The sequence below is a fragment of the Desulfobulbus alkaliphilus genome, from assembly GCF_016918545.1.
Lineage (GTDB): Bacteria > Desulfobacterota > Desulfobulbia > Desulfobulbales > Desulfobulbaceae > Desulfobulbus > Desulfobulbus alkaliphilus.
Genome location: NZ_JAFFQC010000004.1, coordinates 86,596 through 111,294, shown reverse-complemented (window position 1 = coordinate 111,294; position 24,699 = coordinate 86,596). Strand labels below are relative to the sequence as shown.

The window sequence follows — 24,699 nt, the reverse complement described above, 5'->3', positions numbered from 1 at the left end:
TGATGTGCTTGAATTAAAATCTGTCAATAAAAAGTTTGGTGGGCTGCATGCGGTCAATGATGTCAGTTTCCGGGTTGAACCGGGATGCATCAAGGCGGTGATAGGACCCAACGGGGCCGGCAAGACCACCCTCTTCAATCTTATTACCGGCAATCTGCCCGTCACCTCCGGGACCATCAGCTTTGAAGGGCAGGAAATTCAGAATACCAAGCCGCACCAGGCTGCAGCCCTCGGAATGGCGCGCACCTTCCAGAATGTCAAACTCTTTCATGGGATGACCGCCTTGGAGTGTGTCATGGTGGGCCGCCATCTGCGCAGCCGGGCCGGCTTTATCTCCGGTCTGTTCAACCTGCCCTGGACCTGGAAGGAAGAACGGGCGATTCGTGCCGCCTCCATGGAATTGCTGGACATGCTGCAGATCGCCGAGTTTGCCGGAGTCGAGGCCACCAGCCTTTCCTTTGGCCAGCAGCGCGCCGTGGAAATGGCCCGGGCCCTGGCCTTGGAGCCCCGCCTGCTCCTGCTTGATGAACCGGCTGCCGGCCTCAATATCTACGAGACCGCGGAAATCGCTCGCCTGATCCGGCGGATCCGGGATATGGGGATCACGGTGGTGCTGGTGGAACACGACATGTCCCTGGTCATGGACATTTCCGATGAGGTCGTGGTCCTCAGTTTCGGCCGGAAACTGGCGGAAGATAGTCCACTTAATATCCAGCAGAACGAAGAAGTCATCAAAATATACCTGGGAGAAGACGATGCCTTTGCACAGTGATCGATCCGGCCCGTTCACCAGCGACAGTAGGAGTTGTGCCGCCCCATGCTGAGGATCAGAAATCTGGATGCCGGCTACGGTAAACTGCGGGTCCTGAAAAACATATCGCTCCATGTCGACGGCGGTGAGATTGTCACCATGATCGGGGCCAACGGGGCAGGGAAAACTACCCTGCTGCACACCATTATCGGCCTGGTGAAACCCATGCGTGGCGAGATCGATTTTATAGGCAAGACCTGTGTCCGAGGAGCGGTGGGCAAGATGGTCGCCGCCGGTTGCTCCCTGGTTCCTGAAGGGCGGCAGGTCTTTGCGCCGATGTCGGTGGAAGAGAACCTGCAGCTCGGCGGCTATATTCTCCAGCGGGAGCAGGGCAGGGCCGCGGTGCTCAAGGAACTCGAACACCAGTATGAACTATTTCCCATTCTGCGGGAACGACGCCGCCAGCTTGCCGGAACCCTTTCCGGCGGCGAGCAGCAGATGCTGGCCATGGCCCGGGCCCTGATGTCCCGGCCGCGACTGGTGATGATGGATGAACCCTCCACCGGGCTGGCCCCTTTGATCGTCCGTGATATCTTTCAGATCATTCTCCGGCTTCGCGAGGAAGGCAATACGGTCCTGCTCATCGAACAGAATGCCAAGGCGGCCCTGGCCGTTGCCGATCGCGGTTATGTGCTCGAGGTCGGCAAGGTCATTGTCCAGGGACCGGCCGCGCATCTGCTTGCCAATTCCGATGTCCAGCGGGCCTATCTCGGCCGGGATAAACACACCTGACCATCTGGTCATACCCATGATGAGCGGCGGCCGTCGCGGACCGGACTGCTGCATATGGACCACCTTTGAACACGGGAAGAACCTATGTTTTGGGAACCGGATATAGAATGCATGACAAGAGAGGGCCTTGAACAGCTGCAGCTGGAACGTCTGCAGTCAACCCTCTATCGGGTGGGCACGAATGTTCCCTTTTACAAGAAAAAATTGAATGAGCTGAAATTCAATTACGATGATATCCGCTCGCTGAATGATCTGCAGCGGCTGCCCCTGACCGAAAAACAGGATCTGCGCGATAACTATCCCTATGGCCTGTTCGCCGTGCCGCTGCGCGACGTGGTCCGGGTCCACTCATCTTCAGGGACCTCCGGCAGCGCCACTGTGGTAGGCTACAGCCGTAATGATATCAAGACATGGTCGAATCTGGTCGCCCGGGTCATTACCGCCGCCGGGGTCACCAAAAACGACGTGATCCAGATTGCTTTTGGCTATGGGCTGTTCACCGGTGGGTTTGGCCTCCACTATGGTGCCGAACTCATCGGCGCTTCGGTGATCCCCATTTCCGCGGGCAACACCAAACGGCAGATCCAGATCATGCAGGATTTTAAAAGCACGGCGCTGGTCTGCACCCCTTCCTATGCCCTGGTCATGGCTGATGCCATGATGGAGATGGGGGTCAATCCCAACGGCTTGTCGCTGCGCTATGGTCTCTTTGGCGGTGAACCGTGGTCAGAGGCCATGCGCCAGGAAATCCATCAGAAACTGGGCATCATCGCCACGGACAACTATGGCCTGTCCGAGGTCATGGGTCCCGGTGTTTCCGGTGAATGTCAGGAGTGCAACGGGCTGCATATCAATGAAGATCACTTTCTCCTCGAGATTCTCGATCCGGCCACCCTGGAGCCGGTACCGGAAGGCGAGGTCGGTGAACTGGTCATCACCACCCTGACCAAAGAGGCCTTTCCCATGATCAGGTACCGCACCCGCGACCTGACCCGGTTTATCCCGGAGCCCTGCCCCTGCGGCCGGACCCTGAAGCGGATGCAGCGGGTTATGGGCCGCAGTGATGATATGCTCATCATCAAAGGGGTGAATGTCTTTCCGGTCCAGATCGAGAAAGTGCTTTTTGAAGTGGAAGGAACCGAGCCGCATTACCAGATTGTCATCGAAAGAGAAAACCATGCCGATACAATCACCGTGCTGGTGGAGGTGGTGGAATCGCTGTTTTTTGATGAGATGAAAAAACAACGGATGGTCATCGAGCATATTAAATCCCGCCTCTCCGCCGAACTGGGCGTCAGTGTCGATGTCAAACTGGTGGAGGAAAAATCCATTGAGCGTTCCGAGGGCAAGGCCAATCGGGTCGTTGACAAGCGGCAATTATAAAACACAGTTTGCCGCGAAATAATGAAACACAAAAGAGGATTTGTGTTTATAGTTTAACGGAAATATTTAATTTGAAACATCCTGCCCCTCTCATTCCAGGTGCGGGCCTTGTCGCCCCTGCGCCGGAAAATCCGAGGATTCAATACCCGACGCGGTATAGGGGGCAGAGTTTCCGAGCCTTTGCCGGCCCTTCACAGGGACAGCAAACAATCACCACCTTGCAAATTTTGGAGAAGTATATGAAACCGTATCTGATGTGCCTGCCTGCCCTGTTGTGTATTACCGGGGTTGCTTTTGCCGCTGTGCCGGCCCCTTCCCTGCAGAGCGATGAACAGAAGTTGAGTTATGCCATGGGCCTGGATCTGGGCGAGTATTTCAAGAGCCTGGATGCCACCTTTGACCTGGATGTGATGCAGCAGGGGATCAAGGATGGGTATCTCGGCAATCCGCCGTTGCTCAGCGCGGCTGAAATCGCGGAACTGCAGCAGGAATTCGCCAGGAGCCAGCAGGAAAAACAGATCCGTGAAACCCTGGTCATGATCGAGAAAAATCGTCAGGAAGCCGAAGAGTTCCTCAAGGCCAACAAGGATAGGGAAGGTGTGATCGAGACTCCTTCGGGGCTGCAATACAAAGTGATGGACAAAGGAGCGGGAGGGGCCAAGCCGCAACCCACGGACACGGTCAAAGTGCAGTACACAGGCACCCTGCTTGATGGAACGGAGTTCGACAGTTCCTACAAACGCAATGAACCGGCGGTTTTCCAGGTGGACCAGGTGATCGCCGGTTGGCAGGAGGCGCTGCCGCTGATGGAAGTGGGAGCCACTCATGAACTCTACATTCCGCCGGACCTTGCCTACGGTGATCGAGGCGTGCCGCCGGTTATCGAGCCAGGATCAATGCTTATTTTTCAGGTTGAACTGCTGGAGATCCAGGAATCCGATGACAGTGCACTCCTCGATGAGGAGTAATGCCTTTTCCTGTCAGGCGCCCGGTTGTCGGGTTTTCATTCACCCTTGGTCATCGATTCATCGATGAACGGTGACGGTAGCCGGACCCGGCTGCCACAGGAGGCGAAATATGGGCAAGACGAAGAAAAAAAAGAAAAAAAAGTGCTGCCAAGCCTACCTGAAGAAAGGAAAGATGTGCAGTGACTGTCCGTTGCGGGACAAGATCGAAAAGAAGAAAAAAAAGAAAAAAGACAAAAAGAAATAATTGCCCGGTACGCATCGATACCAAAAAAACCGGCCATCACCATGGGTGATGGCCGGTTTTTTTAGTATCAGCGTCGTCGCCCCTTTTCAACCGACAAGGGCAGGAGCATCTCGGGATCCTGGCTCACCGGACCTAATGTGGGGAGTGAGTGTCCCTGGGTGGCGAGATCCGCTCCCGGAGAGAGTTGGTGCGGGATTACCGGTTCCCGGATCCGTGACGGCTGTACAGTTTACTTTGATCGAACGGGCACAGGCAATACAGCTGACACACGGCCAAACGCTCACGGATCCAGGCAGTTTTTTTCCAGGGTGGTCTGCAAGCCTTCCAGCAGGACAAAACGGCCCAAAGGGTTGACCTGGCAAGGAAAGCTGGCCACAAACAGCGGGTTGTCGCAGAGGCCGCCGGAAAGATAGAGTTCTTTCGGTTCCCTGGCAAAGCGATAGGCATTGAGCGCGATGCCGCGAACGAATTTTGCCACAGCTTCGGTCTCCGAAGCACCCATGACCACGGAATCAAAGATATGGCTCATGCCGAGAACGCCGCAGGTGATGGAAAATCCGGTCTCCGGTACCGGAATGGCGGAATAATCCAGCCGATAATAGGCGGCCAGCAGTTCGATGGTGAAGCCCATGGAGGCGCCGCATTCGGCGTTCCAGCCCATGTCGGCCACCTCGCCGTCCTCAAAACGGATGAATTTAATGTCTCGGCTGCCGCAATCAAGAAGAACGAAATCCCCGCGGTTGATCAGGCGGCGGCCGCCTCTGGCCAGAGCGGTCAATTCGTTGATGCTTTTTTTACTGCGGCGGGCGGCATTGTGGCCGGTTGCCAGGTCAGCGCAAAAGGAGCGCTGCAGCTCCCGGGTGGCCATGATCCGCGGGGCCCGGTCGCTGGTGGTGTCGACAATTTTGCAGTAGGAGGTGCCGAAGTCGGCGAGAAGCATCAGTCTGCCCCCCCGCGTTGCGGTTCGATTCCTGATAATTCCAGAAAGGCCTCGATTTTCGCCCGGGTTGAGCTTCCAGCGGTGACATCGCAGTCAATGGCCACGGCCCGGGGATGTTTGGCCGCCAGGTGTTGGGCCAGCGCTGATTTGGCGCAGAAGGACTGAGAAAAGAAAACCGTGGGAATGGCAGGGTCAAAATGCTGTTCCAGCGCCAGGTCAGCAGGGGTTTTATTTTCCATGCACCTGGTCCAGCCGAAGATATGGGTGGTCGGCGGAAAAAGGGACAGCAGCGAGAAATCCCGGGGAGGGACCCCCCAGAAGCCGCATACAGGCTGACAGGCATCCAGGTCCGGATAGGGTGCCGCTGACTGTACTCCCCTGGTGATTCGGGTGAATTTTTCCACCAGGGGCATATCCGCGGTACAGAGCGGGTGACCAAAGGAGCGGGTATCCTGATTACGGGTACGGATAACCGGAATTGGCAGCATATCGGCAAGAATTTCCGCGACATGGAGCGCGCAGTCGCATTTTCCCGGCCCTACATCGATGTACAGCCGGTCCAGGCGGAGGTGCATGCAATTCAGCACTACGGTGCGCAGAATGGCACAGTATACCCGCGGGATGCGGGAGGCGCTCAGATCCATTGGTGCCTGAACCTGGGGCTCGTCGAGATCAATGATCAGGTCCCCCCGACGTTGGATTTCTTCGATGATGACCAGGGGGGGGACACCGACGATTCCGACCTGTCCGGGCATCAGGTATCCTCACGCATCAGCAGCAACAGTCCGGCGAGACCCATGAAGATGTGAATGGAGGTTGCGGCGATCATGGGATTGAGATAACTGACTTTGGCCAGGGATTGCAGGGTGGCCCACACACCCCAGCAGGCAAAGGCCATGCCGCAGCTGACCGGAATGGCAATGGAAAGGTCGCGGCCCCATTTCCTGTAAATCAGCAGCAGCATCGGCAGGCCAAGCAGCAGAAGCGGCAGCCCGAGCATGGTATAGGAAATCCTGCCGTAAAACTCCGCCCGGGCCCGATTGGTTTCCTCACGGGACGCCTTGCCCCTGGTTTCCCTGTACAGGTCCAGCAGCGACAACTGCATGGTGTAGTTGGCGGGAACAAAAAAATGATCAGGCCGTTCCGGCAGGGTCGGATGCTGGGTTCTGAAGACTTCCGTGGTGAACCTGCCGTCCCCGCTGGCTTTCTGCGTCTGGCCATGGCGCAATGTCCAGGTGTCGTTATCCCAGACGGCCCGCTGGGCGCTGATCACCTTGTCGGCCTGATAGTGTTCATCCCAGGTGGTGTATGAAAAAAAGGTGAAAATATTCCTGGTCGGATCCGGACGGGCAAAGGAGTAAAAACCTTCCTGGCCGCGATAATAGTAGCGACCATGGCGAAAGATCCCCAGTGGGACCATGCCCCGCACTTCCTGGTTCCAGATACGATTGGTGGTGGAGTTTGTTGTCGGCAGGATGAACTGGGCCATGGCCAGAAAGAGGAGGATGCAGACCATGGAGGCGGCAATGATGGGCAAAGTTATTTTGCGCAGGGGAATACCGCTTGCCTTGAGGGCGATGAGTTCGTTGCTGTGATTGAGAATCCCCAGGGTGACAACACCGGCCAGCAGAATGCAGACCGGACTCATCTGATCGATGATGAAAGGGATGTTCAGCAGGAAAAACTGCGCGATCAGGCCGATGGACTTGCCTTTATCGAGAAAATTGTCGATTTTTTCAAAAAAATCGATCAGCAGATAAATGGAGATGAAGCTGGCCATGATCATCCCGAGATTGCGGATGAAATTGTAGAGGATGTAGCGGTTAAGAAGAGTCACGGGATTGTATCGCGCAAGGGTGGCTGGAACGAGGCTGTTTTCTGGGTTGAATTTGTGGGGACGTACAGGTATCGCGCCGCCGTTGGTCTTGAGTGGAAATGATCAGCACATGGTGTACCCGCTGCGATGCATTCAGTCAAGCGTTACCATGGTTTTGCCTGTTGCAGGCACTTGCACTTTCTTTGTTGTCTGTGGTAAGGTCTCACCCTCTTGAGGTTCGCTGTCCTGATTCCGTGACGGCTGGGCGCTTGTTTGGGTTTTATTGTGCTGTACTCAGGTTATAGTTGCGGTGGGATACTTGATAATATCTTTACCAGCCACCCTTCGGGGCGTCCATCCGCACGCCATCTTCATTGCCCGTACCCGTCCGAGACAGTGTCCTTTCATCGAGCGGCCACGGATATCGAAACCGACCCACGGACGAACGCTCACGGATCCAGGCTTTGTGTATGCAGAAACGATTTGAAAAAATTTCTGACACCAATATTACGCGCAGCGCCAGTAAAAATTCCGCTTTAGCCCGGCTCAATGGCTTGTGGAACATTTTCGAGCGCAGTGATACGGTGCTGATCGTGATCAGTGCCGATCCCGATGCCATTGCTTCAGCCATGGCCCTCAAACGTCTGCTCAGCTATCGCGTGCAAAGCGTGGTCATCGGTTATCCCAACGAGATACGGCGGCTCAACAATGTCACCATGGTGAAGCGGCTGAAAATCCCCATAGAACGACTCCATACCCTGCCGGTCAAGGAGTATTCCAAAAAAATTCTCGTTGATTCACAGCCCAACCATTTGGCCTGTTTCGAAAAAATGTCTTTCAATGCGGTCATCGATCATCATCCGGTCACCACCGGATGGGATGCGGATTTCATCGATATTCGTCCTGAATACGGTGCCGTGTCATCGATGATGGTCGAGTATCTCCGTGCTTCCGGCATCAAGCCATCGGTGGCCCTGGCGACAGCCCTGTTTTACGGCATCAAGGTTGATACCCAGAATTTCCAGAAGCAGAATATGCAGGCAGCCGACAGTATCAGTTTTCGTTATCTGTTCGGCATCGCCAATCTCAACCTGGTGCGGAAGTTCGAACTTACCGAATTGCGGCGCTCGGAACTGCGATATTTCCGAACCGCACTCAACGACGTGAAAACAAGCAAGGGTAGGGCTTACGTCCACCTCGGCAAGGTCAGCTCCCCCGATATTCTGGTCATTATCGCCGATTTTTTCAACCGGGTCGATTCGTTTGACTGGGTGATTGTCTCGGGCACCCATGGCGACAAGCTGGTGGTGATTTTCCGTTGTGACGGGTATCGCAAGAATGCCGGTAAACTGGCCAAAAAAAGTTTTGGCCGTTTTGGTCCCGCCGGCGGGCACAAAGAGGCCGCCCGGGCGGAGGCCCCTCTCAAGAACCTGCCGCTGCGGGAAAATAAGGAATTCACCACCAAGGTTCTCATCCGTCTGCTGACCACGTCCGCCAAGTAGTATCCGGTTGGTGGGCGACAAGTAGTGCTTGCTTGATTGGAGCGTATGCAATATCATCGAGGGGCAACAGCTTTTCTTCTGTCAGCCTTCTTTCGGAGGCATGAAACTGTTTTCGGACATGGGCTGGTGACAACCTTTCGCATGGTGCCTTATGTACAGACCCTCAACTCTGGCGATGATCCTTGCAGGAGGCCGCGTCGATGAACTGGGTGTTCTGACGCATTACCGGCCCAAATCCGCTGTGCCCTTTGGCGGCTTTTCCCGGGTCATTGATTTTCCTCTTTCCAACCTGCTTCATTCCGGCATAGAGCGTATTGCCATTCTCAGTCAATACCGTTCTTATTCTCTGATCAACCATATCGGCACCGGCGCTGCCTGGGATATGATCGGCCGCAACCGGGGCATATCCATCCTGCCGCCTTTCAAGGATTACGATAACCCGCACTGGTACCGTGGCTCCGCCGATGCGGTCTATCAGAACCTCGATTACATGCAGTACTACGGTCCATCGTTGATTCTGGTGTTATCCGGTGATCATATCTATCAGATGGATTACCGCAAAATGATCCGCTACCACGACGCCCAGGATGCCGATTTGACCGCTGCCTTTATCGAGGTTGCTCCGGAATCCGCATCCCGTTTCGGGGTTGCTCAAATCGAAGAGGGCGATGAAGAGGGCGGCCGAATGCTCTCCTACGAGGAAAAACCTGCCGAGCCCAAGGGGCGCTGGGCCTCGCTCACCGTGTTCTGCTTCCGGCCTTCGGTTCTTTTTGATGTGCTGAAAAAAAACCAGCAAAGCACCTCCTACGAATTTGGTCGTGATATCATCCCCATGATGATGCGGGAGAAGTACAACGTTCATGGATACAAATTCAGAGGGTACTGGGGGTACACCAAAACCATCGACGAATACTGGCAGACCTCCATGGATCTGCTCGGCCCGGCGCCGAAAATCGACCAGGAAGCCTGGGGGATCCGCACCAATCTGGGGCACCGAAATATCGCCGATCGCCAACCGGTCATGATCGGTGGCCAGGGCAGCCTGGACAACTCCATTGCTTATAATGGCTGCATTATCGAGGGAACCGTGCGTAATTCGATCCTGTTTCCCGGCGTGCATGTGCTGGCCGGCGCCGAGGTGAACGACTCTGTCCTTTTCTTTGATAACATCGTCCATCCCGGGACACGGCTTAACCGCGTGGTCAGCGATGTCAACACCGTTTACAACCAGGATGTGTGGATCGGCTCTCCCGACGGCGGTGAACACGCCAGGGTCAGTGTTATCGGTTGGAACAACAATGTGCCCAAAGGGTTTCGCATCGGCAGTGGTTGCACGGTGGGACCCAGAATCGCCGCGGAATCCTGGCCACTGAAAAATCTCAATGATGGGGAGGAACTGCGATGAGAGAGAGCGGTGATGCCCTCGTGCTGCTTCTTGCTGGTGGTATCGGCAGTCGATTGAATCTGCTTGTCGGCCATCGGGCCAAGCCTGCGGTGCCTTTTGGCGGAATTTATCGAATTATCGATTTCAGCCTGTCCAATGTCATGAATTCCGGCTTGACCAGGGTGGGTGTCCTCACCCAGTACAAACCGCTTTCGCTCATGGCCCATATCGGCAACGGCGAAGCCTGGGATTTCACCGGACGGACACGGGGCATCAAAATCCTGCCGCCGCGTACGGGGGAATCGGATTCGGACTGGTACAAAGGGACAGCGGACGCTATTCGCCAGAATATCGATTTTATCAGGAAAAATCCATCAGACCAGGTAGTTGTTCTTTCCGGCGACCATATTTATCGGATGGATTTCGATGCCATGCTCTCCTATCATCTGCATAAGAAAGCGGATATCACCATCGGTATGATGGTGGTGCCGAAGCGGGACATCCATCAGTTCGGCACCGGTATAATCGATGCGGACAACCGTATTGTCGAATGGGAGGAAAAACCAGCCATTCCCCGGACCAATCTTGCTTCCATGGGGATTTACGTCTTTGACACCGACTACCTGCTCCGGACCCTGGCCCGTAATCGCCAGGAGGTTGATTTCGGGATGGATATCATCCCCCGGGCCATCAACGAGGACCGGGTCTATGCCTACCCCTTTTACGGCTACTGGCGCGATGTGGGGACCATTCAGTCCTACTGGGAAGCCAACATGGACATTATTCGGGAAAACTCCGGCATTGCCCCGGAGGAGTGGGAAATTCATCCCAACCCGGAACACAGCGGTCTGGCGATGGATCGGGCACCGGTCCGGTTCCTTGCCGGATGCAAGGTGGCCTCTTCCATGATCGCCGCCGGATGCGTCATCGAGGGTACGGTGATCAATTCGGTGCTTTCCCCCGGCGTCCATGTCAAAAAAGGCGCCATGGTTACCAATTCGGTGATCTTCCATGATTCGGTTATCGAAGAGGGCGCTGTCGTTGACCTGACCATCTGCGACAAGCGGGTGCATGTCGGCCCCGGTGCCCTGGTCGGGCAGGGCGACAATATGACCGAGGTCAATAAAAGATACCCAAAACATCTGTATACCGGAATCTCTCTGGTTGGTCAGGAAGCGAGAATACCGGCCGGGGCGCAAGTCGGTCGCAATTGCATCGTCAATTTCGGTTTTCGCGACCCCACCTTCAACGGCCAGCTGGTTCTTGCCGACGGCGAGTCCACCTGAGGACACGATTCCCTCGGCCTGTGAAAAGGATTGCAGGTCAAAAGAACTGGAACTGATTTCTGCCAGAGAATCACCTGCGTTAACCCTGCTGCAGCAGGTAATAATGCTTGCAAGGAAATCGGTTGCTGGGTATTTTCCCTCGGGCAGCCACAAGCCAGGTGCAAATATAGCCTATTATTTCTTACAAGCATGTGGCAACAGGCTCCAGTAGCTCAGCAGGATAGAGCACAGGATTCCTAATCCTGGTGCCGGGGGTTCGAATCCCTCCTGGAGCACCAATAATATCAGCCACTTATCGAACGGTCGATAAGTGGCTGTTTGTGTTTTGCTTCATTTTGTCCCCATTCTGTGCCCACTTTTTAGAATGCGGGTGCAGTAAAAGGGTGATCACGGGCCAGCCGTTCAGCGCGGGTATCCAACAGGCTACAGGTTATTCTGATGGGCCCCCCTGGGGCCCCTCGGGGGGTGTATGGGGGGTGGCCCCCCGGGGGTGCTGCCCACAGTTCTATCGATGGTCGATCCACATTCTGCGGAACGAAGTCCTGATCCGCAGAATGCGGGTGCCCACAGGGGCAAAGAAAGATATTGAACTCTCTGCCCGGCTTCTGTATAAAAACATCAGCGCCGATTTGGATACTCAGCTTGCGGGCGCTTAATAAATACTGCTAAAAGAGGGCTCATCAGAAACAAGCAATTGCCCGCTTTGGCCGTCAAGCTGAAGCGGGCTTTTTTTGTGTCCGGCAATCCGGGCGTCGCCGATTTAAGCAACAACTTGCAGGGCGACTGATAAATTCTGCTAAAGCGTTGGCCCACTGACCTGCTCTGTGTGGCGCCATGCGCACACTCAACACTACAGAGCAGAGGAGAAGTGAGCCATGTCAGATCCCACCTTGTCAATTGACCGTGAAATCTCCGGTCGCCCCTACCTGTTCACCTCGGAATCGGTTTCTGCAGGACACCCCGATAAACTCGCCGACCGGATCTCGGACACCGTCCTGGATGCGTTTCTCGAGCGCGACCCGACAGCCAGGGTGGCCTGTGAAACCTTCCTTGCCGACAACCTGGTCGTCCTTGCCGGTGAGTTCCGTACCACCCCGCCGGGTCTGAGCGACCTCATCCGGGAAGCGGCTCCGAACCTGGTCCGCCAGGTGCTGCGGGACACCGGCTACGATAGCACCTTCCCGGGGATCGATCCCGATCGCTGTGAGATCCTGGTCAGATTCAACCAGCAGTCGCCTGATATCTCCAGGGGGGTGGACCAGGACGACCGGCTCGGTGCCGGCGACCAGGGCATGATGTTTGGTTATGCCTGCAATGAAACTCCAGAACTGATGCCCCTGCCGATCATACTTGCCCACCGCATGGTGCAACGGCAGGCGAACCTGCTCAAGAGCGGCAAGGTCCCCTGGCTGCGGCCGGATGCCAAAAGCCAGGTCACCGTCCGCTACCGGGGCCCCCACCCCCTTTCGGTCGAGACCGTGGTGTTCTCCACCCAGCATACGGAAGAGATCAACCTCGATATCCTGCGAACCGAGGTGCTGGAACAGATTATTCTGCCGATCATCCCCAAGGACCTCCAGCAGGGGATGCGGACCCTGATCAATCCCACCGGACGATTCACCATCGGCGGACCCAAGGGTGATACTGGCCTGACCGGGCGTAAGATCATCGTCGATACCTACGGTGGTGCCTGCCCCCATGGCGGCGGTGCCTTCTCCGGCAAGGATCCATCCAAGGTGGACCGGTCCGCCGCCTATATGGCCCGATATGTGGCCAAGAATATTATCGCCGCCGGTCTGGCTGACCGCTGCACGATCCAGATCGCCTATACCATCGGGATGGTGGAACCGATGAGCCTGTTCGTTGATACCCACGGGACAGGAAAGGTCAACGATACCACCATCGAGCAGGCAATCCGGGCGGTATTCGACCTGACCCCGGCGGGAATCATCACAATATTGGACCTCTGCCGACCCATCTATGCCCAGACCGCCGCTTATGGTCATTTCGGCAGGGACGGCCTGCCATGGGAGCGGACCGATCGGGTGGAGCAGATCCAGCGAGTTATCTCCACTGAAAAGGAGGGCTGCCATGCCTGATCAGATGAATGTTCAGACCACAAGCTCTCGGGCGATCGTGGCGATTATTGGGTGTCCGTACCCAGGGGCACGGGAGAACCGTGGCATCCCCTTGCTGGACCTGGGGCAGCAGGACATTGATGACCAGAGAGATCAGGGCCGAAGTCTGGATTTGACCCCAGCGTGCGGCCCAGCCATATCCGCAAATCCGGTATAAAGGAGAATATCATGAATCGAAGAACCTTTTTGAGAACACTTGCCTCTCTGGGAGTGACAATCACCCTTCCGTTGGATTTACTCAACGCCAGTCAAGAGGAAGTGGATACGGCTTGGCATCACGCGAAAAAAGCATGCGATCTGTTCGAGGTTGATGCACATGGAACCCTGTCCTATGCGAACTTCACTGCACCGCGATTACGCCGAGAACTGTACTGGTATTCCCGTGTCGAGGATATCGATTGGGGCGCGTTTGAAAGAAGCTATACGCTCGAAGAGAGGATCAAAAACGTATATCACCAAAAGCTTCTTCTGGCAGTACAGCGCAAGCCTCCGGCAAGCGGTATGAACAGGGAGGCGTTGGAAGAACAGGTGGAGGAAGGATGGTATGATTGGTTTGAACAAGCCGATGGCAAGGACCGTGAGGCGATCAATGCCCAGATCGAGGCCTGGCTGAACGAGGAGCCTGACTGGGATAATGAATGGGAATTCTTCTATAAGACAGGAACTGCGCAAGGGGCTGCTTATGAACATTTCCTCTCGGAGAACAGGACGATGATGAAGGACCTTGGGGTTGTGATCATTGAGGGTAGTTGTCCGGGCAGCAGCTATTTTGCCGCCGAGTTGTGTATCCCGATCGATGAGGCCAATCGGATTGCCGAAGAAAATGAGTATGCTCTCCGGTTCATCGCCGAAGGGCCGGATTGAATCCAGACGTATCCGCAGTAGGCTGCCAGGGGTCCTGCGTTAAAAAATATGCTGAGGGTTATGGAGGTGTCCTCATACCCCTTGGCAATCCTCTGGTCGCTGCAATCGATGCGATCTGGGACCAATAAAAGAAAACAGAATATCCCTTGAAAAAGCAAGACAGCAAGTCACTGAACTGGCCGGAGACTCCAACCCCCAAGTTGGCATGGATCCAATTATTCAAAGTCTGATTCAATACCGGACTCCAGTTTCCTTACAGAGTTACCTGGACCTCGCGTTCGACGGGGCGAAGCTGGAGGACCTGCCGGCCGAACAGAGGGAGTCGATACCGCCATTCCTCCTCGATCCAGAGGCGAAACCCTTAGATCCCTCCGATCGCTACTACGAGGAAATCCTCGTTCTCGTCCAGTCAAATCCATTGCTTTCGATCGAAGAAGCAAGAGAGTATCTGGAAGCGATGTAATATTTCACACCCCAAAACCTGAGCTCGCCAAACAACTGGAACAGCTCGTCACGGTTGCCCCTACCTATGTGGAGGCTATAGCTATATTTACCTATACTGACTGATAAAATGAACACCATATTTGCTTTCTGGTTGACAACTCAGCCCTCCTCCATGATCCTGTAAGAAATGTGAAACCGGTAACCTCTCAATGGAGAGACGAAGGGACAAACAATGTTGACGAAGAATTCAGAAAACATCCAGGTCTATTTTGTAAAGCTGACCACTGGGATAGCAAGGAAGCTGATTTCCAGCTGTTTATGTCTCTGCTGGATGGAGATCGCTTTGAAGGCCGGTTCCGCGACGGGGTCCACTCCTCGGACGTCTCTGATCTCATGCGCCGCATGGTCAAGGAAAGTTTACTCAAGTTCGACGGCACCCCCCTGTTCCCCAAGCGGATTGCCTATACCGTGCCCTACCGGCTCTCGGATGACGAGGCCAGCTTGTACCGGGCGGTCACGGAGTATGTCCGCGAGGAATTCAATCGGGCTGAAGCCCTGGAAAACGACAAACGGGCGGGAACGGTCGGCTTCGCTCTGACCATCCTCCAGCGCCGCCTGGCATCATCTCCAGAGGCGATCTACCAGTCCCTGCGCCGGCGGCGGGAGCGGCTGGAAAGCCGCTTGCGCGAACTGGAAGTCCTGCAGCGGGGAAATCACCTGCCCCCTTTAGCCATTGCCGGCCCCATCCTCGATGCCGAGGATGTGGAGGACCTGGAGGAAGCCCCGGATAATGAAGTGGAAACCGCCGAGGAACAGATTGTCGACCAGGCCACGGCAGCCCGGTCCCGCACCGAACTCCAGGCCGAGATCGAGACCCTGAAACGGCTGGAGACATTGGCGGTCAAGGTCCGCAACAGCGGCTCTGATACTAAATGGCAGCAACTGGCAAGCCTGCTGCACGAGATCTTCACCACCACTGCCGGCCTCGTCACCGCCGAGACCGACATCCCCTACGGCGCCGGCCCCATCGATCCACCCAAATCCTCGGCCCACCAGAAACTGGTCATCTTTACTGAACACCGCGACACCCTCAATTACCTGGAAAACAGAATCACCACCCTGCTGGGCCGCACAGAGGCGGTGGTTGTCATCCATGGGGCCATAGGTCGCGAGGAGCGGATGAAAATCCAGGAGGCCTTTAAGCACGATCCCGAGGTTCAGGTTTTGTTGGCCACCGATGCCGCCGGCGAGGGGATCAATCTGCAGCGTGCCCACCTGATGGTGAACTACGACCTGCCCTGGAACCCCAACCGCCTGGAGCAGCGGTTTGGTCGCATCCACCGTATCGGCCAGACCGAGGTCTGCCACTTGTGGAACCTGGTGGCCGAGGAAACCCGGGAGGGGGATGTCTATCGCAAACTGCTGGAGAAGCTGGAACAGGCCCGCCAGGCCCTGGGCGGCCAGGTGTTCGATGTCCTCGGCAAACTCCAGTTCGAGGGCAAGCCTTTGCGTGACCTCCTTATCCAGGCTATTCTCCCTGACCCGGTCCGGCGAGCGACGGGTTATCTCCAAACGTATGCTCTACGTGGAGTTGGATGAGCACGGTCAAACCCGGCACCTGCAGTATGCACCCTACCTTGACTACCGACCCCTCGAGAGCACTGACCCCACGCTCGAGCAGATCCTTGATCGGCCGGAATGTGGGTGGATCAACCGGGAACTGGAACAGAAAGCACAGGGGTATGCCATTGCCCAGGTGGTGCCCGAGCATCTGGCCGAGGTCCGGTCCAGACGCCTGGCCCTCAATGCCAAGACCGAGGCCGCGGTCAAGGAACGACTCACCAAGGAGATTACCTACTGGGACCACCGTGCCGAGGAGCTGAAACTCCAGGAGCAGGCCGGCAAACCCAATGCCCGACTCAACTCCGGCGAGGCCCGTAAACGAGCCGACGCACTCCAGGGCAGGTTGCAGAAGCGATTGGAGGATCTCCGCCTGGAAGCAAGGATCTCACCCCTGCCGCCGGTGGTCATTGGTTGCCTGCTGGTGGTCCCCGTTGGCCTGCTCCAGACCATGGCCGGGCGGGCACCGATGCCGGGGCCAACCGTGGATACCCAGGCAGCGGCAGCTCGGGCTCGGGCGATTGTCATGGACACCGAACGTAATCTTGGCTATGAACCGGTGGACCGGGAGACTGAAAAACTCGGCTATGACATTGAAAGCCGCATCCCCGACACCGGTCGTCTCCGTTTTCTCGAGGTCAAGGGGCGGATTTCCGGGGCACCATCGATCACTGTGACCCGGAATGAAATCCTCTATTCACTTAACAAGCCCGAGGATTTCATCCTGGCCATTGTCGAATTCCTGGATGAAAAGGACCATCGAGTCCATTATCTCCGCCGGCCGTTTCAACGGGAGCCTGATTTCGGGGTCACCAGTGTCAACTATGATTTCACCGAGCTGATCGCCCGGGCCGAGGCACCCAATTGACAAGCAAAGTTCTGCCGGGAAAAGCCCAAGGAAGAGCATGGGAAAACAGATGACAACGCGGTTCATCAGTGCTATATATACTCCATCATTTCCGAACAACACCCGCCACGCCTCTGCAGGTTTCGACCTGAAACGCGCACCCCGGCGGGTTACTTATTTGGGGGCTTGAGTGGACTACATCAAGCCCCCTTTTTCTATCGATGAGCAGATCAATCTGCTCATCAGCCGCGGCATGATCATCCCCAACCGAAGCCGTGCGAGCCGCTACCTCTCCCATATCAGCTATTATCGCCTGCGTGGCTACTGGATCCCCCTTGAGCAGTCTGGCAGCGCGGACCATACCTTCCAGAACGGAACAACCTTTGATCAGGTCCTTGATCTCTATATTTTCGACCGCCAGTTCCGCCTGCTTGTCATGGAGGCCATTGAACGGTTTGAGGTTTCCCTGCGGGCGCAGTATGCCAACCAGCTGGGGTACCGGTACGGCAGCCATTTCTTCCTGGAGACCCGCTATTTCGCGGATACAATAACCCATAACCGACTGCTGACCAGCCTGGGAGAGGAGATTGACCGGAGCCGGGAACCTTTTATCGACCACTACCGCCAAACCTATAGTCAGCCCTACCTGCCGCCGATCTGGGCAAGCTGCGAGGTGATGTCGTTCGGCCAGCTCTCCCAGTGGTACCAGAAGCTCAGGAAAAGGGGTGACCGGCAATTCATTGCCAAATCCTATGGACTGGATGAGAAATTCCTGCGATCCTTCCTCCACCACCTGACCCATGTCCGCAATATCACCGCCCACCATGGCCGGTTGTGGAATAGGCGTTTCACCATTACCATGGCGCTGCCCAAAGCCCCAATCCAGCTGGCGGCAATGCTCCACCCCGGCGCTGACCGGTATGTCGGCAATACCATCATCGTTCTGGGGTACCTGCTCAAACTGATCAGCCCCGGAACGTCCTGGCCATGGCGAATGCGCCGACTTATTGAACACCTGGTTGGAATCAACCCGGTTGCCATGGGATTGGCAAACGACTGGCAAACACTCCCCCTGTGGATCGAGGAAGAACAAGGATAGAGCACATGAAAAAGAAGCTCATTGAAGTGGCCCTGCCGCTGGATGCCATCAATACAGCCTCTGCCCGGGAGAAATCGATCCGTCATGGCCACCCCAGCACCCTGCACCTGTGGTGGGCGCGACGGCCTCTGGCGGCGGCACGGGCGGTGATCTTCGCCCAGATGGTGGATGACCCCTCCGGCTATCCGGATCTGTTTCCAACGAAGAAGGCCCAGGACAAGGAACGGCAAAGATTGTTCAAGATCATTGAGGAGCTGGTGAAGTGGGAGAACACCACCAACGAGAAGGTCCTGCAGCTGGCCAGGGACGAGATCTGGCGAAGCTGGCGACGGACCTGCGCTGAAAATGCTGATCACCCCCGGGCGCAGGAACTCTTTGATCGTCACAAGCTGCCCGCTTTCCATGATCCCTTTGCCGGTGGGGGGCCTTGCCCCTGGAGGCCCAGCGCCTGGGCCTGGAAAGCTACGCCTCGGGTCTTAACCCGGTGGCGGTGCTGATCAACAAGGCGATGATCGAGATTCCGCCGAAGTTTGCTGGCAGGGAACCGGTCAACCCCGGCTGGCAGGGCAAGTCCGCGGCTGAAAGGTCGTTGCGCAAATGGTGCGGTGCCCAAGGGCTGGCCGAGGATGTACGCTATTACGGCCAGTGGATGCGGGATGAGGCTCAACGACGCATAGGCCACCTCTACCCCAAGGTTGAAATCACCGCCGAAATGGCACGTGAGCGGCCGGACCTAAAGCCCTATGTCGGCCGCAAGTTGACGGTCATCGCCTGGCTGTGGGCGCGGACGGTCAAGAGCCCCAACCCGGCCTTTGCTGATGTGGATGTGCCGCTGGTTTCGGCTTTCATGCTTTCGACCAAGGCGGGCAAAGAGGCTTATGTCGAGCCTGTGATTGAGGATGGTGGGTATCGGTTTACCGTGAAGGTGGGAAAAGGTTCTTCGCCGCCGGGATCGCCATCAGGATCAGGTCTGCAACGATGTCGGCAAAGAAACCGGCCTCCTCGTCCGTCAGGTCGATCCCTTTCGGTAACGGGAGCAGGTCGGCGGCCATGGTGGTGTCCTTGGGCAAACGTCGAAGCGTGACCATGGTCTTGTCAACCGTTGGCAGCTTGATCGTGAGCTTCCTCGCGATGTCCTCGACAAGAACCACAAGCTCGCCGGTCGTTAAGTCAGGATCGAACGTCCGGACCAGCAAGGTGCCCAGTTTTTGCGTTCTGAGGGTATCAACCCTGGCTGCCGTCATTGGGCCACCTTCCGCAGCGGCACGACGTTGCTATCCTGCGGCGTCTGGCACCGGTCGCTTACCTTCAGGGCATCCCGCAGCGACTGATCGCTCAGATGGGCATATCGCTGCGTGGTGGAGATGTCCTTGTGGGTCAACAGACGGCTGACAATGAACAGATCAACCCCGTTGCAGACCATGGCGGATGCGAAGGCGTGACGCAGGCCATGCAATCTGAAGTCGTTGGGTAGACCTGCCATCTTGCGAATCCTGGCCCAGGGGTGATAGAACCATTCCCTCTGCTGTCCGTCCTTGCCTGGAAAGACATACAGGCTATCCTCGACCCTCGGTACCTCCTTGAGAACGGCCAGTGCCTTATCAGACAAGGGTAGGCTGACGTCTCTCCCGCCCTTCGGATCACGCAGCTTCATCAGCTTCTGCTGCATGTCGATGTCCTTCCAGATCAGCTTGAACTCCTCGCCCTTCCGAATTCCCGTGAAGAGGAGGAACTTCACCAAGCAAGCAGACGCCCGACATGGCCACGATTCGAGGACATCCATCAGCCGCGCCAACTGCTCTTCGTCCAGGCGCTCCGTGACCTGATTATTCACCTGGACTCGCTTCGCCCTCTTGCACGGGTTCTGCCCACCGTAAAGACCCCATCGATCAGCCAAGGTGTACAACCTGCTGAGGAGGATGGTCTGGTGGCGGATCGTCGCCGGGGCGTAGCCGTCTTTCTTCATGGCCATGATCATACTGTCGACGGTGAAAGTGGTTATCTGGTCGAGCCGCTTGGTCTCGAAGCGGGGCGCCAAGTGCTTTCGGTAGCTCCAGAGGTCGCAGCGGGCCGACTTTTTGTTCGTCTCGGCCCACGGCCAGTACTTCGTCCAGACCTCGCCCAAGGTGGGAGCCTCATTTTTCTTATTGAGTTGATGCTCGCCTCTGGTAATATCGACCTTCAGTTTTGCCTCGATCTCCCTGGCCAATTCGAGGTTAGTAGTGGTCTTGGTCACCTTCCGCCCATTAACTAATAGAGAGCATTTTGCTCTGAATGCGGCATGCTTTCCGGAAGGTCGGGGATACCTGCCAGGAACACAACATTGTCCGTATAGTTGGCGTAGCTCGTAAAAATGAATTCATTCCAGTAATGTTGACCAAGACCATCCTTCATCAACATTTCATAGGCTCTTCTCCTGTCCGATTCTCCTGTTTTTGGCAACGTTCGTTCAAAAAAGGCCAGCCACTCTTGCAGGCACCCGGTGTTCTTGAAAAATCCGCCTTCATTTTTACCAACGACATAGGGTGTGGCAATGACGACGGCATACCCAAACGGGTATGCGGGAAACGGATCGGGCAAAATTCTTGCGAACCACAATTCTCCAGGCATGCCAAGATAACCGCTTGGCGAGATACAGGTGAGTTCTTTCTCGGTGATCAACTCCTTCAACCTGATGCGCTTGCCTTTGCTTCCTTCATGGAAATACAATCCCATGCGGGAATCCTGCATGTTCTGGTAGAGGGTGAGCAAATTTTGGAGTGATGACAGCTTTTGACTCACCTTGATCACTATGTCACCAATCGATTCCTTGCCAGGACCGGCCTTCAGGTCAAAGAATGCCCAATAACAAAAATAGGAGGAGGTGATCGGACTCATGGGCGGGTATGCCGGCATGTATTCTCTATCGGCCTCAGCCAGGTTTGATGCTATTTTTCGACACTCGGGCAAACGGAGGAGGTAAAGCGCCCAGGTTTGGATTATGTTCTGAGCATAGGCATACAGCGCATGTAGTGGATCAAACCCGGATAATTCGTCGTCCGAGACAACCGTCGCTTCCAGGTTTTCGGCCATTTCGTGAGCTTGTCTGATCTCTGCAAGGTCAATGGATTTTCCGTGCTGACTTCGTTGGATATGCTTCATGACTTGGTGTACTATCGCATGACGTGCCGATGATTTCTTCTTTGTTTTCTTAACCATTTTTTCCTCTTTTGTATTGCAGGCGTGACGGGTCAGGGAAGACAAGAAACGAGACCCTCGGCCAGCAGAGTCCGGTCGGAAAAGTGCACAAATATTTCGCCTGTTCCCTTGCCGCCGGTCCTTCTGGGGGGATCCCGGCGGATCAGTGCTACACTTGCAAGCCTGTCTCTCGATCTGGCGGTAAAATAGCCGCACTCGGCGATGGGTAAAAGTTCACCATAGTTTTCATGGCAGAAGATTGCAAAATGTATCAATCATACCGTCCAGGGATTTCGTGACGGACTGACACAACAGTTACGGGTAACTGTCAAAGAGGCTCCCCATGGGGTCATCAGATCATTTCCGGTGGATTCATTATTTTTTCTTGTTTTTTCGGTGCCGAACCTGGCGATGCGTTAGCGCGGAAGGAAAGAGATCAAGCAGCGCGGTATTGTCAGGCAAGGCCGTGCGACAACCCTGCATAAGGAGCACAAATGACATTTTTTATAATTGCGGCCCTGGTCTACCTCTCCATGCATCTCCTGGTCTGGGGGCGCATGGGGGCGCAACTCGATCTTGGGTTTGGCAAATGGTCGGCGGGTCTGCCGGTGGTCCTGTTCATGGCCGCGACCCCGTTTCTGGCCTACCTGATCCCGGCGGACTGGCCCCAGCCCCTGGTGCGTACCCTGTGGTGGCTGGTCTTTGTCTGGATGGGCATACTCTTTTACCTGTTCTGGCTGCAGCTCCTGAGCCTGGTCCTGGTCATTCCAGCCAGGGTCCTGCCCGCCGCCATGACTCGCTGGTATCCCCGGGGCCGGCGTCAGTTGAACGTGGTTCTGTTCCTGACAGCGATCATCGTACTCTACGGTCTGTACGCGGCCACGCAATGGGATACGCCCCGGATCGAGCTGCGCACCCCCCTGGTTGCCAAAGACACCCGTATTGTTCTGGTCAGTGATACCCACTTCGGGGTGATGACCCGGCAGGCCTGGGTGGAACGGCTGATCGCGTTCATCGATGATCTCGAGCCGGACCTGGTGCTGCTGGCCGGGGACCAGATCAATGACCACCCGGAATGGCTGGAACCCAAGGCCGCCGTTATAGCCCGGCTCGTTCCACCTCTGGGGGTCTTCGGCGTTCTGGGCAACCATGAATTCTACGTGGGATTCCAGACCAGCCGGGCCTTCCATGATCTGGCCGGAATCCGCCTGCTGCGCAACGAAACCTTGATCCTGCCGGATTCGGGTATACAGTTGATCGGCATCGACGATCCGACCTGGGGGCACATGGACCGTGCGTTCATGATCCGCCAGCTGGACCAGATCACTCCCGAACTCTCACCAGACCATTTTCAGATCCTCCTCACGCATCGGCCCTGGGCCTGGGACGAGAAAGCCGTTCCCCTGGGCATCCAATTGATGGTCGCGGGACACACTCACGGCGGCCAGATCTACCCTTTCCACAAATTCGTCGCCAGCCAGTACAGGTACCTTGCCGGCCATTTTCAGCAAAACCACAGCCACCTCATCGTCACCACCGGGGCCGGGACCTGGGGTCCGCCGTTGCGCGTGGGCGCGCGTCCCGAAGTCGTGGTCATTGATCTGATCCGCGACGAGGAGCACTAATGACATGAAACTTTTTACATGCGATTGTTGCGGCAGCCTGTTGTATTTTGAAAATGTTATCTGTGTTCGCTGCGGGGCGCGATTGGGATTTATGCCGGATGGCATGCGCCTGGTTACTATCTCCCCGCCGGAGGATTACGATTGCGACCTGCCCCTGGAGCGGAATCGTGAAGAGTCCTTTCAACAATGCGCTAATTATGCTGATCACGACGTCTGCAACTGGCTGGTGGAGGATGCATCGCAAGACGTGTTCTGCAAAGCCTGTCGTCTCAACAGAACCATTCCCAACCTGGAGGTCGAAGGCAACAAGTCGCTCTGGCACCGGCTGGAAATAGAAAAACGCCGGCTGGTCTTCACGTTGCTGGGCCTCGACCTGCCGGTTTTTTCACGCAGCACGCATCCAGATGGGGTGGCTTTTGACTTCCTGGCAGACCAGGGCTCCCCATTCAGTGACCGAGGACGGATACTCACCGGGCACGATCAAGGGCTGATCACCATCAACATCGCCGAAGCGGACCCCGTTGTCCGGGAACAGATGCGCACAACAATGGATGAGCATTACCGGACCATTCTGGGCCATTTTCGTCATGAAAGCGGTCATTACTATTGGGAGCGATTGATTCGGGATACTGATTGGCTGGGACGGTGCCGCCAATTGTTCGGTGACGATACCCAGGATTACTCCCAGGCTCTGGAACGGCATTACGAGAACGGTCCACCAGTGGATTGGCAGGAGCGATTTGTCAGTGCCTATGCATCCAGCCATCCCTGGGAGGACTGGGCTGAAACCTGGGCGCATTACCTGCATATCGTGGATACCCTGGAAACGGCTTATTTCTTCGGGATAAAAGTTCATCCCAGGGTTGAGAATACTGGCGAAGTATCCGCAAAGCTGGATTTCGACCCTTATCATCAGGAGCATTTTGACTTGCTTATCGAGCGCTGGCTACCTGTCAGTTTTGCCCTGAACAGCCTCAACCGGAGCATGGGTCATGACCATGCCTATCCGTTTGTGCTCTCGCCTCCTGTTCTCAAAAAGCTTGAATTTGTCCACAGCGTTGTTCGCAGTCAGCAGTTGGTGAAGTAATATGTTTTATTGCGAGTTTTACGTGATGAGAAATCCGGAAACCCCACTGAAGAGGCTTGTTCAGCAAAACCGGTACTGGTATGATCAGAAGAATATTTATTATTCCAAGGGTTCAGTTAGACGGCGCAACACAGAGTTTTGGCAATAGTGCCGTTTGTGGATGGGTCTGTTTGCCAACGTTCATTTTTGACATGGAGGTATAAAGGTATGTCGGAAACAAGAGATGCGTATGTTCAGAAATTGAAAGCCAAGATTGACGAATGGAACGCTGATATTGACAAGTTGACGGCCAAGGCGGAGCAGGCCGAGGCGGGCGCAAAAATCAAATATCAACAGCAGCTTGAAGAATTGCGGGCAAAGCGCCAGGAGCTGGAGGATAAAATCGAGGAGTTGCAAGGTGCGGGAGAATCTGCTTGGGAAGAACTGAAGCAGGGTGTCGAATCCTCCTGGGAATCTTGGAAGAATAGTTTTTCCGAGGCTAAAACTGCATTTGAAGAAGAGTATAAAAAAGGTCAGCAGAAGGGTCCTGGCAACGATTAAGTCTGCAATTCGTAACTGTGCACCACGCTGTCTCCGGACGATCAGGCTGCCGTGTAAAAAACATTCCTATACTATAACCTGGATGCGCCCCGAAGGGCGGCTGGTGACGACATATTGCAAAGAAACTCACCGTATTTATAACCTATTTACAGTAAAATGTACTCCAAACAAGACTCCATCCGTCACGGATTC

The 24,699-nt window shown here is 55.7% G+C and carries 20 protein-coding genes, 1 tRNA gene and 2 pseudogenes; 18 read left to right on the top strand and 5 right to left on the bottom strand.

What is annotated here, in order from left to right; genetic code table 11:
- Nucleotides 1-4 precede the first annotated feature (4 nt).
- The 5 genes from JWG43_RS03540 to JWG43_RS19880 all read left to right on the top strand — a co-directional run bounded on the left by JWG43_RS03540 (nt 5) and on the right by JWG43_RS19880 (nt 4,138).
- The gene (locus JWG43_RS03540; protein ID WP_205241437.1) at nt 5-772 is read left to right on the top strand and encodes an ATP-binding cassette domain-containing protein; all 768 of its coding nucleotides are present in this window, start codon (nt 5-7) and stop codon (nt 770-772) included.
- 45 nt (nt 773-817) lie between these two features.
- A complete protein-coding gene (locus JWG43_RS03535; protein WP_205241436.1) occupies nt 818-1,543 on the top strand; it encodes an ABC transporter ATP-binding protein in 726 nt (241 codons plus the stop codon).
- 84 nt (nt 1,544-1,627) lie between these two features.
- On the top strand, nt 1,628-2,926 hold the full coding sequence (locus JWG43_RS03530; RefSeq protein ID WP_205241435.1) for a phenylacetate--CoA ligase family protein: 1,299 nt from the start codon (nt 1,628-1,630) through the stop codon (nt 2,924-2,926).
- A 239-nt stretch (nt 2,927-3,165) separates the two neighbouring features.
- Nucleotides 3,166-3,894, top strand: a complete 729-nt coding sequence (gene bamJ, locus JWG43_RS03525) for a BamJ family beta-barrel-assembly machinery protein (protein ID WP_205241434.1) — start codon at nt 3,166-3,168, stop codon at nt 3,892-3,894.
- A gap of 109 nt (nt 3,895-4,003) precedes the next feature.
- Nucleotides 4,004-4,138, top strand: a complete 135-nt coding sequence (locus JWG43_RS19880; protein ID WP_275888420.1) for a hypothetical protein — start codon at nt 4,004-4,006, stop codon at nt 4,136-4,138.
- A 280-nt stretch (nt 4,139-4,418) separates the two neighbouring features.
- Here JWG43_RS19880 and JWG43_RS03520 read toward each other — a convergent pair whose 3' ends face one another.
- The 3 genes from JWG43_RS03520 to JWG43_RS03510 are packed head-to-tail and all read right to left on the bottom strand — an operon-like array spanning nt 4,419 to nt 6,915.
- Nucleotides 4,419-5,078 (bottom strand): ATPase, encoded by a 660-nt coding sequence (locus JWG43_RS03520; protein ID WP_205241433.1) that lies wholly within the window; start codon nt 5,076-5,078, stop codon nt 4,419-4,421.
- Nucleotides 5,078-5,833, bottom strand: coding sequence for a hypothetical protein (locus tag JWG43_RS03515; protein ID WP_205241432.1), 756 nt, complete (start codon nt 5,831-5,833; stop codon nt 5,078-5,080). The genes JWG43_RS03520 and JWG43_RS03515 overlap by 1 nt, the downstream gene beginning before the upstream one ends.
- Entirely contained in the window at nt 5,833-6,915 is a 1,083-nt protein-coding gene (locus JWG43_RS03510) for an LptF/LptG family permease (RefSeq protein WP_205241431.1), read from the bottom strand. Before JWG43_RS03510 ends, JWG43_RS03515 begins: the two co-directional genes overlap by 1 nt.
- Nucleotides 6,916-7,364: 449 nt before the next feature.
- Here JWG43_RS03510 and JWG43_RS03505 point away from each other — a divergent pair, with 449 nt between their 5' ends.
- The 10 genes and pseudogenes from JWG43_RS03505 to JWG43_RS20170 form a co-directional block, all read left to right on the top strand.
- On the top strand, nt 7,365-8,396 hold the full coding sequence (locus JWG43_RS03505; protein ID WP_205241430.1) for a DHH family phosphoesterase: 1,032 nt from the start codon (nt 7,365-7,367) through the stop codon (nt 8,394-8,396).
- A 151-nt stretch (nt 8,397-8,547) separates the two neighbouring features.
- Nucleotides 8,548-9,801, top strand: coding sequence for a glucose-1-phosphate adenylyltransferase family protein (locus JWG43_RS03500; RefSeq protein ID WP_205241429.1), 1,254 nt, complete (start codon nt 8,548-8,550; stop codon nt 9,799-9,801).
- Nucleotides 9,798-11,066, top strand: coding sequence for a glucose-1-phosphate adenylyltransferase family protein (locus JWG43_RS03495; RefSeq protein WP_205241428.1), 1,269 nt, complete (start codon nt 9,798-9,800; stop codon nt 11,064-11,066). Before JWG43_RS03500 ends, JWG43_RS03495 begins: the two co-directional genes overlap by 4 nt.
- Nucleotides 11,067-11,267: 201 nt before the next feature.
- Nucleotides 11,268-11,344, top strand: a tRNA-Arg gene (locus JWG43_RS03490).
- A gap of 597 nt (nt 11,345-11,941) precedes the next feature.
- Complete coding sequence (gene metK / locus JWG43_RS03485) at nt 11,942-13,165, top strand: methionine adenosyltransferase (protein ID WP_240193360.1); 1,224 nt, start codon at nt 11,942-11,944, stop codon at nt 13,163-13,165.
- Nucleotides 13,166-13,372: 207 nt separating this feature from the next.
- Nucleotides 13,373-14,068 (top strand): hypothetical protein, encoded by a 696-nt coding sequence (locus tag JWG43_RS03480; protein WP_205241427.1) that lies wholly within the window; start codon nt 13,373-13,375, stop codon nt 14,066-14,068.
- Nucleotides 14,069-14,273: 205 nt separating this feature from the next.
- Nucleotides 14,274-14,531 carry an ACP S-malonyltransferase gene (locus tag JWG43_RS03475; RefSeq protein ID WP_205241426.1) on the top strand — a complete coding sequence of 86 codons (258 nt, stop codon included), beginning with the start codon at nt 14,274-14,276 and terminating at the stop codon, nt 14,529-14,531.
- A 245-nt stretch (nt 14,532-14,776) separates the two neighbouring features.
- Nucleotides 14,777-17,000: pseudogene (locus JWG43_RS20175) on the top strand (helicase-related protein); the annotation flags it as partial.
- Between the two features lie 169 nt (nt 17,001-17,169).
- Nucleotides 17,170-18,078, top strand: a complete 909-nt coding sequence (locus JWG43_RS03460; RefSeq protein ID WP_338033223.1) for an Abi family protein — start codon at nt 17,170-17,172, stop codon at nt 18,076-18,078.
- A 5-nt stretch (nt 18,079-18,083) separates the two neighbouring features.
- Nucleotides 18,084-19,057 (top strand): annotated as a pseudogene (locus JWG43_RS20170) (DUF1156 domain-containing protein); the annotation flags it as partial.
- 261 nt (nt 19,058-19,318) lie between these two features.
- Here the strand turns inward: JWG43_RS20170 and JWG43_RS19540 are convergent.
- On the bottom strand, nt 19,319-20,314 hold the full coding sequence (locus tag JWG43_RS19540) for a tyrosine-type recombinase/integrase (RefSeq protein WP_205241421.1): 996 nt from the start codon (nt 20,312-20,314) through the stop codon (nt 19,319-19,321).
- A 14-nt stretch (nt 20,315-20,328) separates the two neighbouring features.
- Nucleotides 20,329-21,276, bottom strand: coding sequence for a hypothetical protein (locus JWG43_RS03440; RefSeq protein WP_205241420.1), 948 nt, complete (start codon nt 21,274-21,276; stop codon nt 20,329-20,331).
- Nucleotides 21,277-21,749: 473 nt separating this feature from the next.
- Between JWG43_RS03440 and JWG43_RS03435 the strand changes: the two genes are divergently transcribed.
- The 3 genes from JWG43_RS03435 (at nt 21,750) to JWG43_RS03425 (ending at nt 24,507) form a co-directional block, all read left to right on the top strand.
- Nucleotides 21,750-22,880, top strand: a complete 1,131-nt coding sequence (locus tag JWG43_RS03435) for a metallophosphoesterase (protein ID WP_205241419.1) — start codon at nt 21,750-21,752, stop codon at nt 22,878-22,880.
- A gap of 4 nt (nt 22,881-22,884) precedes the next feature.
- Complete coding sequence (locus JWG43_RS03430) at nt 22,885-23,967, top strand: zinc-binding metallopeptidase family protein (protein WP_205241418.1); 1,083 nt, start codon at nt 22,885-22,887, stop codon at nt 23,965-23,967.
- Nucleotides 23,968-24,174: 207 nt separating this feature from the next.
- Nucleotides 24,175-24,507: a sll1863 family stress response protein gene (locus tag JWG43_RS03425; RefSeq protein ID WP_205241417.1), complete on the top strand. Its 333-nt coding sequence runs from the start codon at nt 24,175-24,177 to the stop codon at nt 24,505-24,507.
- The last annotated feature ends 192 nt before the right edge of the window (nt 24,508-24,699 follow it).

Coding starts and splice junctions, on each gene's coding strand:
- JWG43_RS03535 (WP_205241436.1), top strand. CDS start 818: ATGCTGAGGATCAGAAATCTGGATGCCGGCTACGGTAAACTGCGGGTC.
- JWG43_RS03530 (WP_205241435.1), top strand. CDS start 1,628: ATGTTTTGGGAACCGGATATAGAATGCATGACAAGAGAGGGCCTTGAA.
- bamJ (WP_205241434.1), top strand. CDS start 3,166: ATGAAACCGTATCTGATGTGCCTGCCTGCCCTGTTGTGTATTACCGGG.
- JWG43_RS19880 (WP_275888420.1), top strand. CDS start 4,004: ATGGGCAAGACGAAGAAAAAAAAGAAAAAAAAGTGCTGCCAAGCCTAC.
- JWG43_RS03520 (WP_205241433.1), bottom strand. CDS start 5,078: ATGCTTCTCGCCGACTTCGGCACCTCCTACTGCAAAATTGTCGACACC.
- JWG43_RS03515 (WP_205241432.1), bottom strand. CDS start 5,833: ATGCCCGGACAGGTCGGAATCGTCGGTGTCCCCCCCCTGGTCATCATC.
- JWG43_RS03505 (WP_205241430.1), top strand. CDS start 7,365: ATGCAGAAACGATTTGAAAAAATTTCTGACACCAATATTACGCGCAGC.
- JWG43_RS03500 (WP_205241429.1), top strand. CDS start 8,548: ATGTACAGACCCTCAACTCTGGCGATGATCCTTGCAGGAGGCCGCGTC.
- JWG43_RS03495 (WP_205241428.1), top strand. CDS start 9,798: ATGAGAGAGAGCGGTGATGCCCTCGTGCTGCTTCTTGCTGGTGGTATC.
- metK (WP_240193360.1), top strand. CDS start 11,942: ATGTCAGATCCCACCTTGTCAATTGACCGTGAAATCTCCGGTCGCCCC.
- JWG43_RS03480 (WP_205241427.1), top strand. CDS start 13,373: ATGAATCGAAGAACCTTTTTGAGAACACTTGCCTCTCTGGGAGTGACA.
- JWG43_RS03475 (WP_205241426.1), top strand. CDS start 14,274: ATGGATCCAATTATTCAAAGTCTGATTCAATACCGGACTCCAGTTTCC.
- JWG43_RS03440 (WP_205241420.1), bottom strand. CDS start 21,276: ATGGTTAAGAAAACAAAGAAGAAATCATCGGCACGTCATGCGATAGTA.
- JWG43_RS03435 (WP_205241419.1), top strand. CDS start 21,750: ATGACATTTTTTATAATTGCGGCCCTGGTCTACCTCTCCATGCATCTC.
- JWG43_RS03430 (WP_205241418.1), top strand. CDS start 22,885: ATGAAACTTTTTACATGCGATTGTTGCGGCAGCCTGTTGTATTTTGAA.
- JWG43_RS03425 (WP_205241417.1), top strand. CDS start 24,175: ATGTCGGAAACAAGAGATGCGTATGTTCAGAAATTGAAAGCCAAGATT.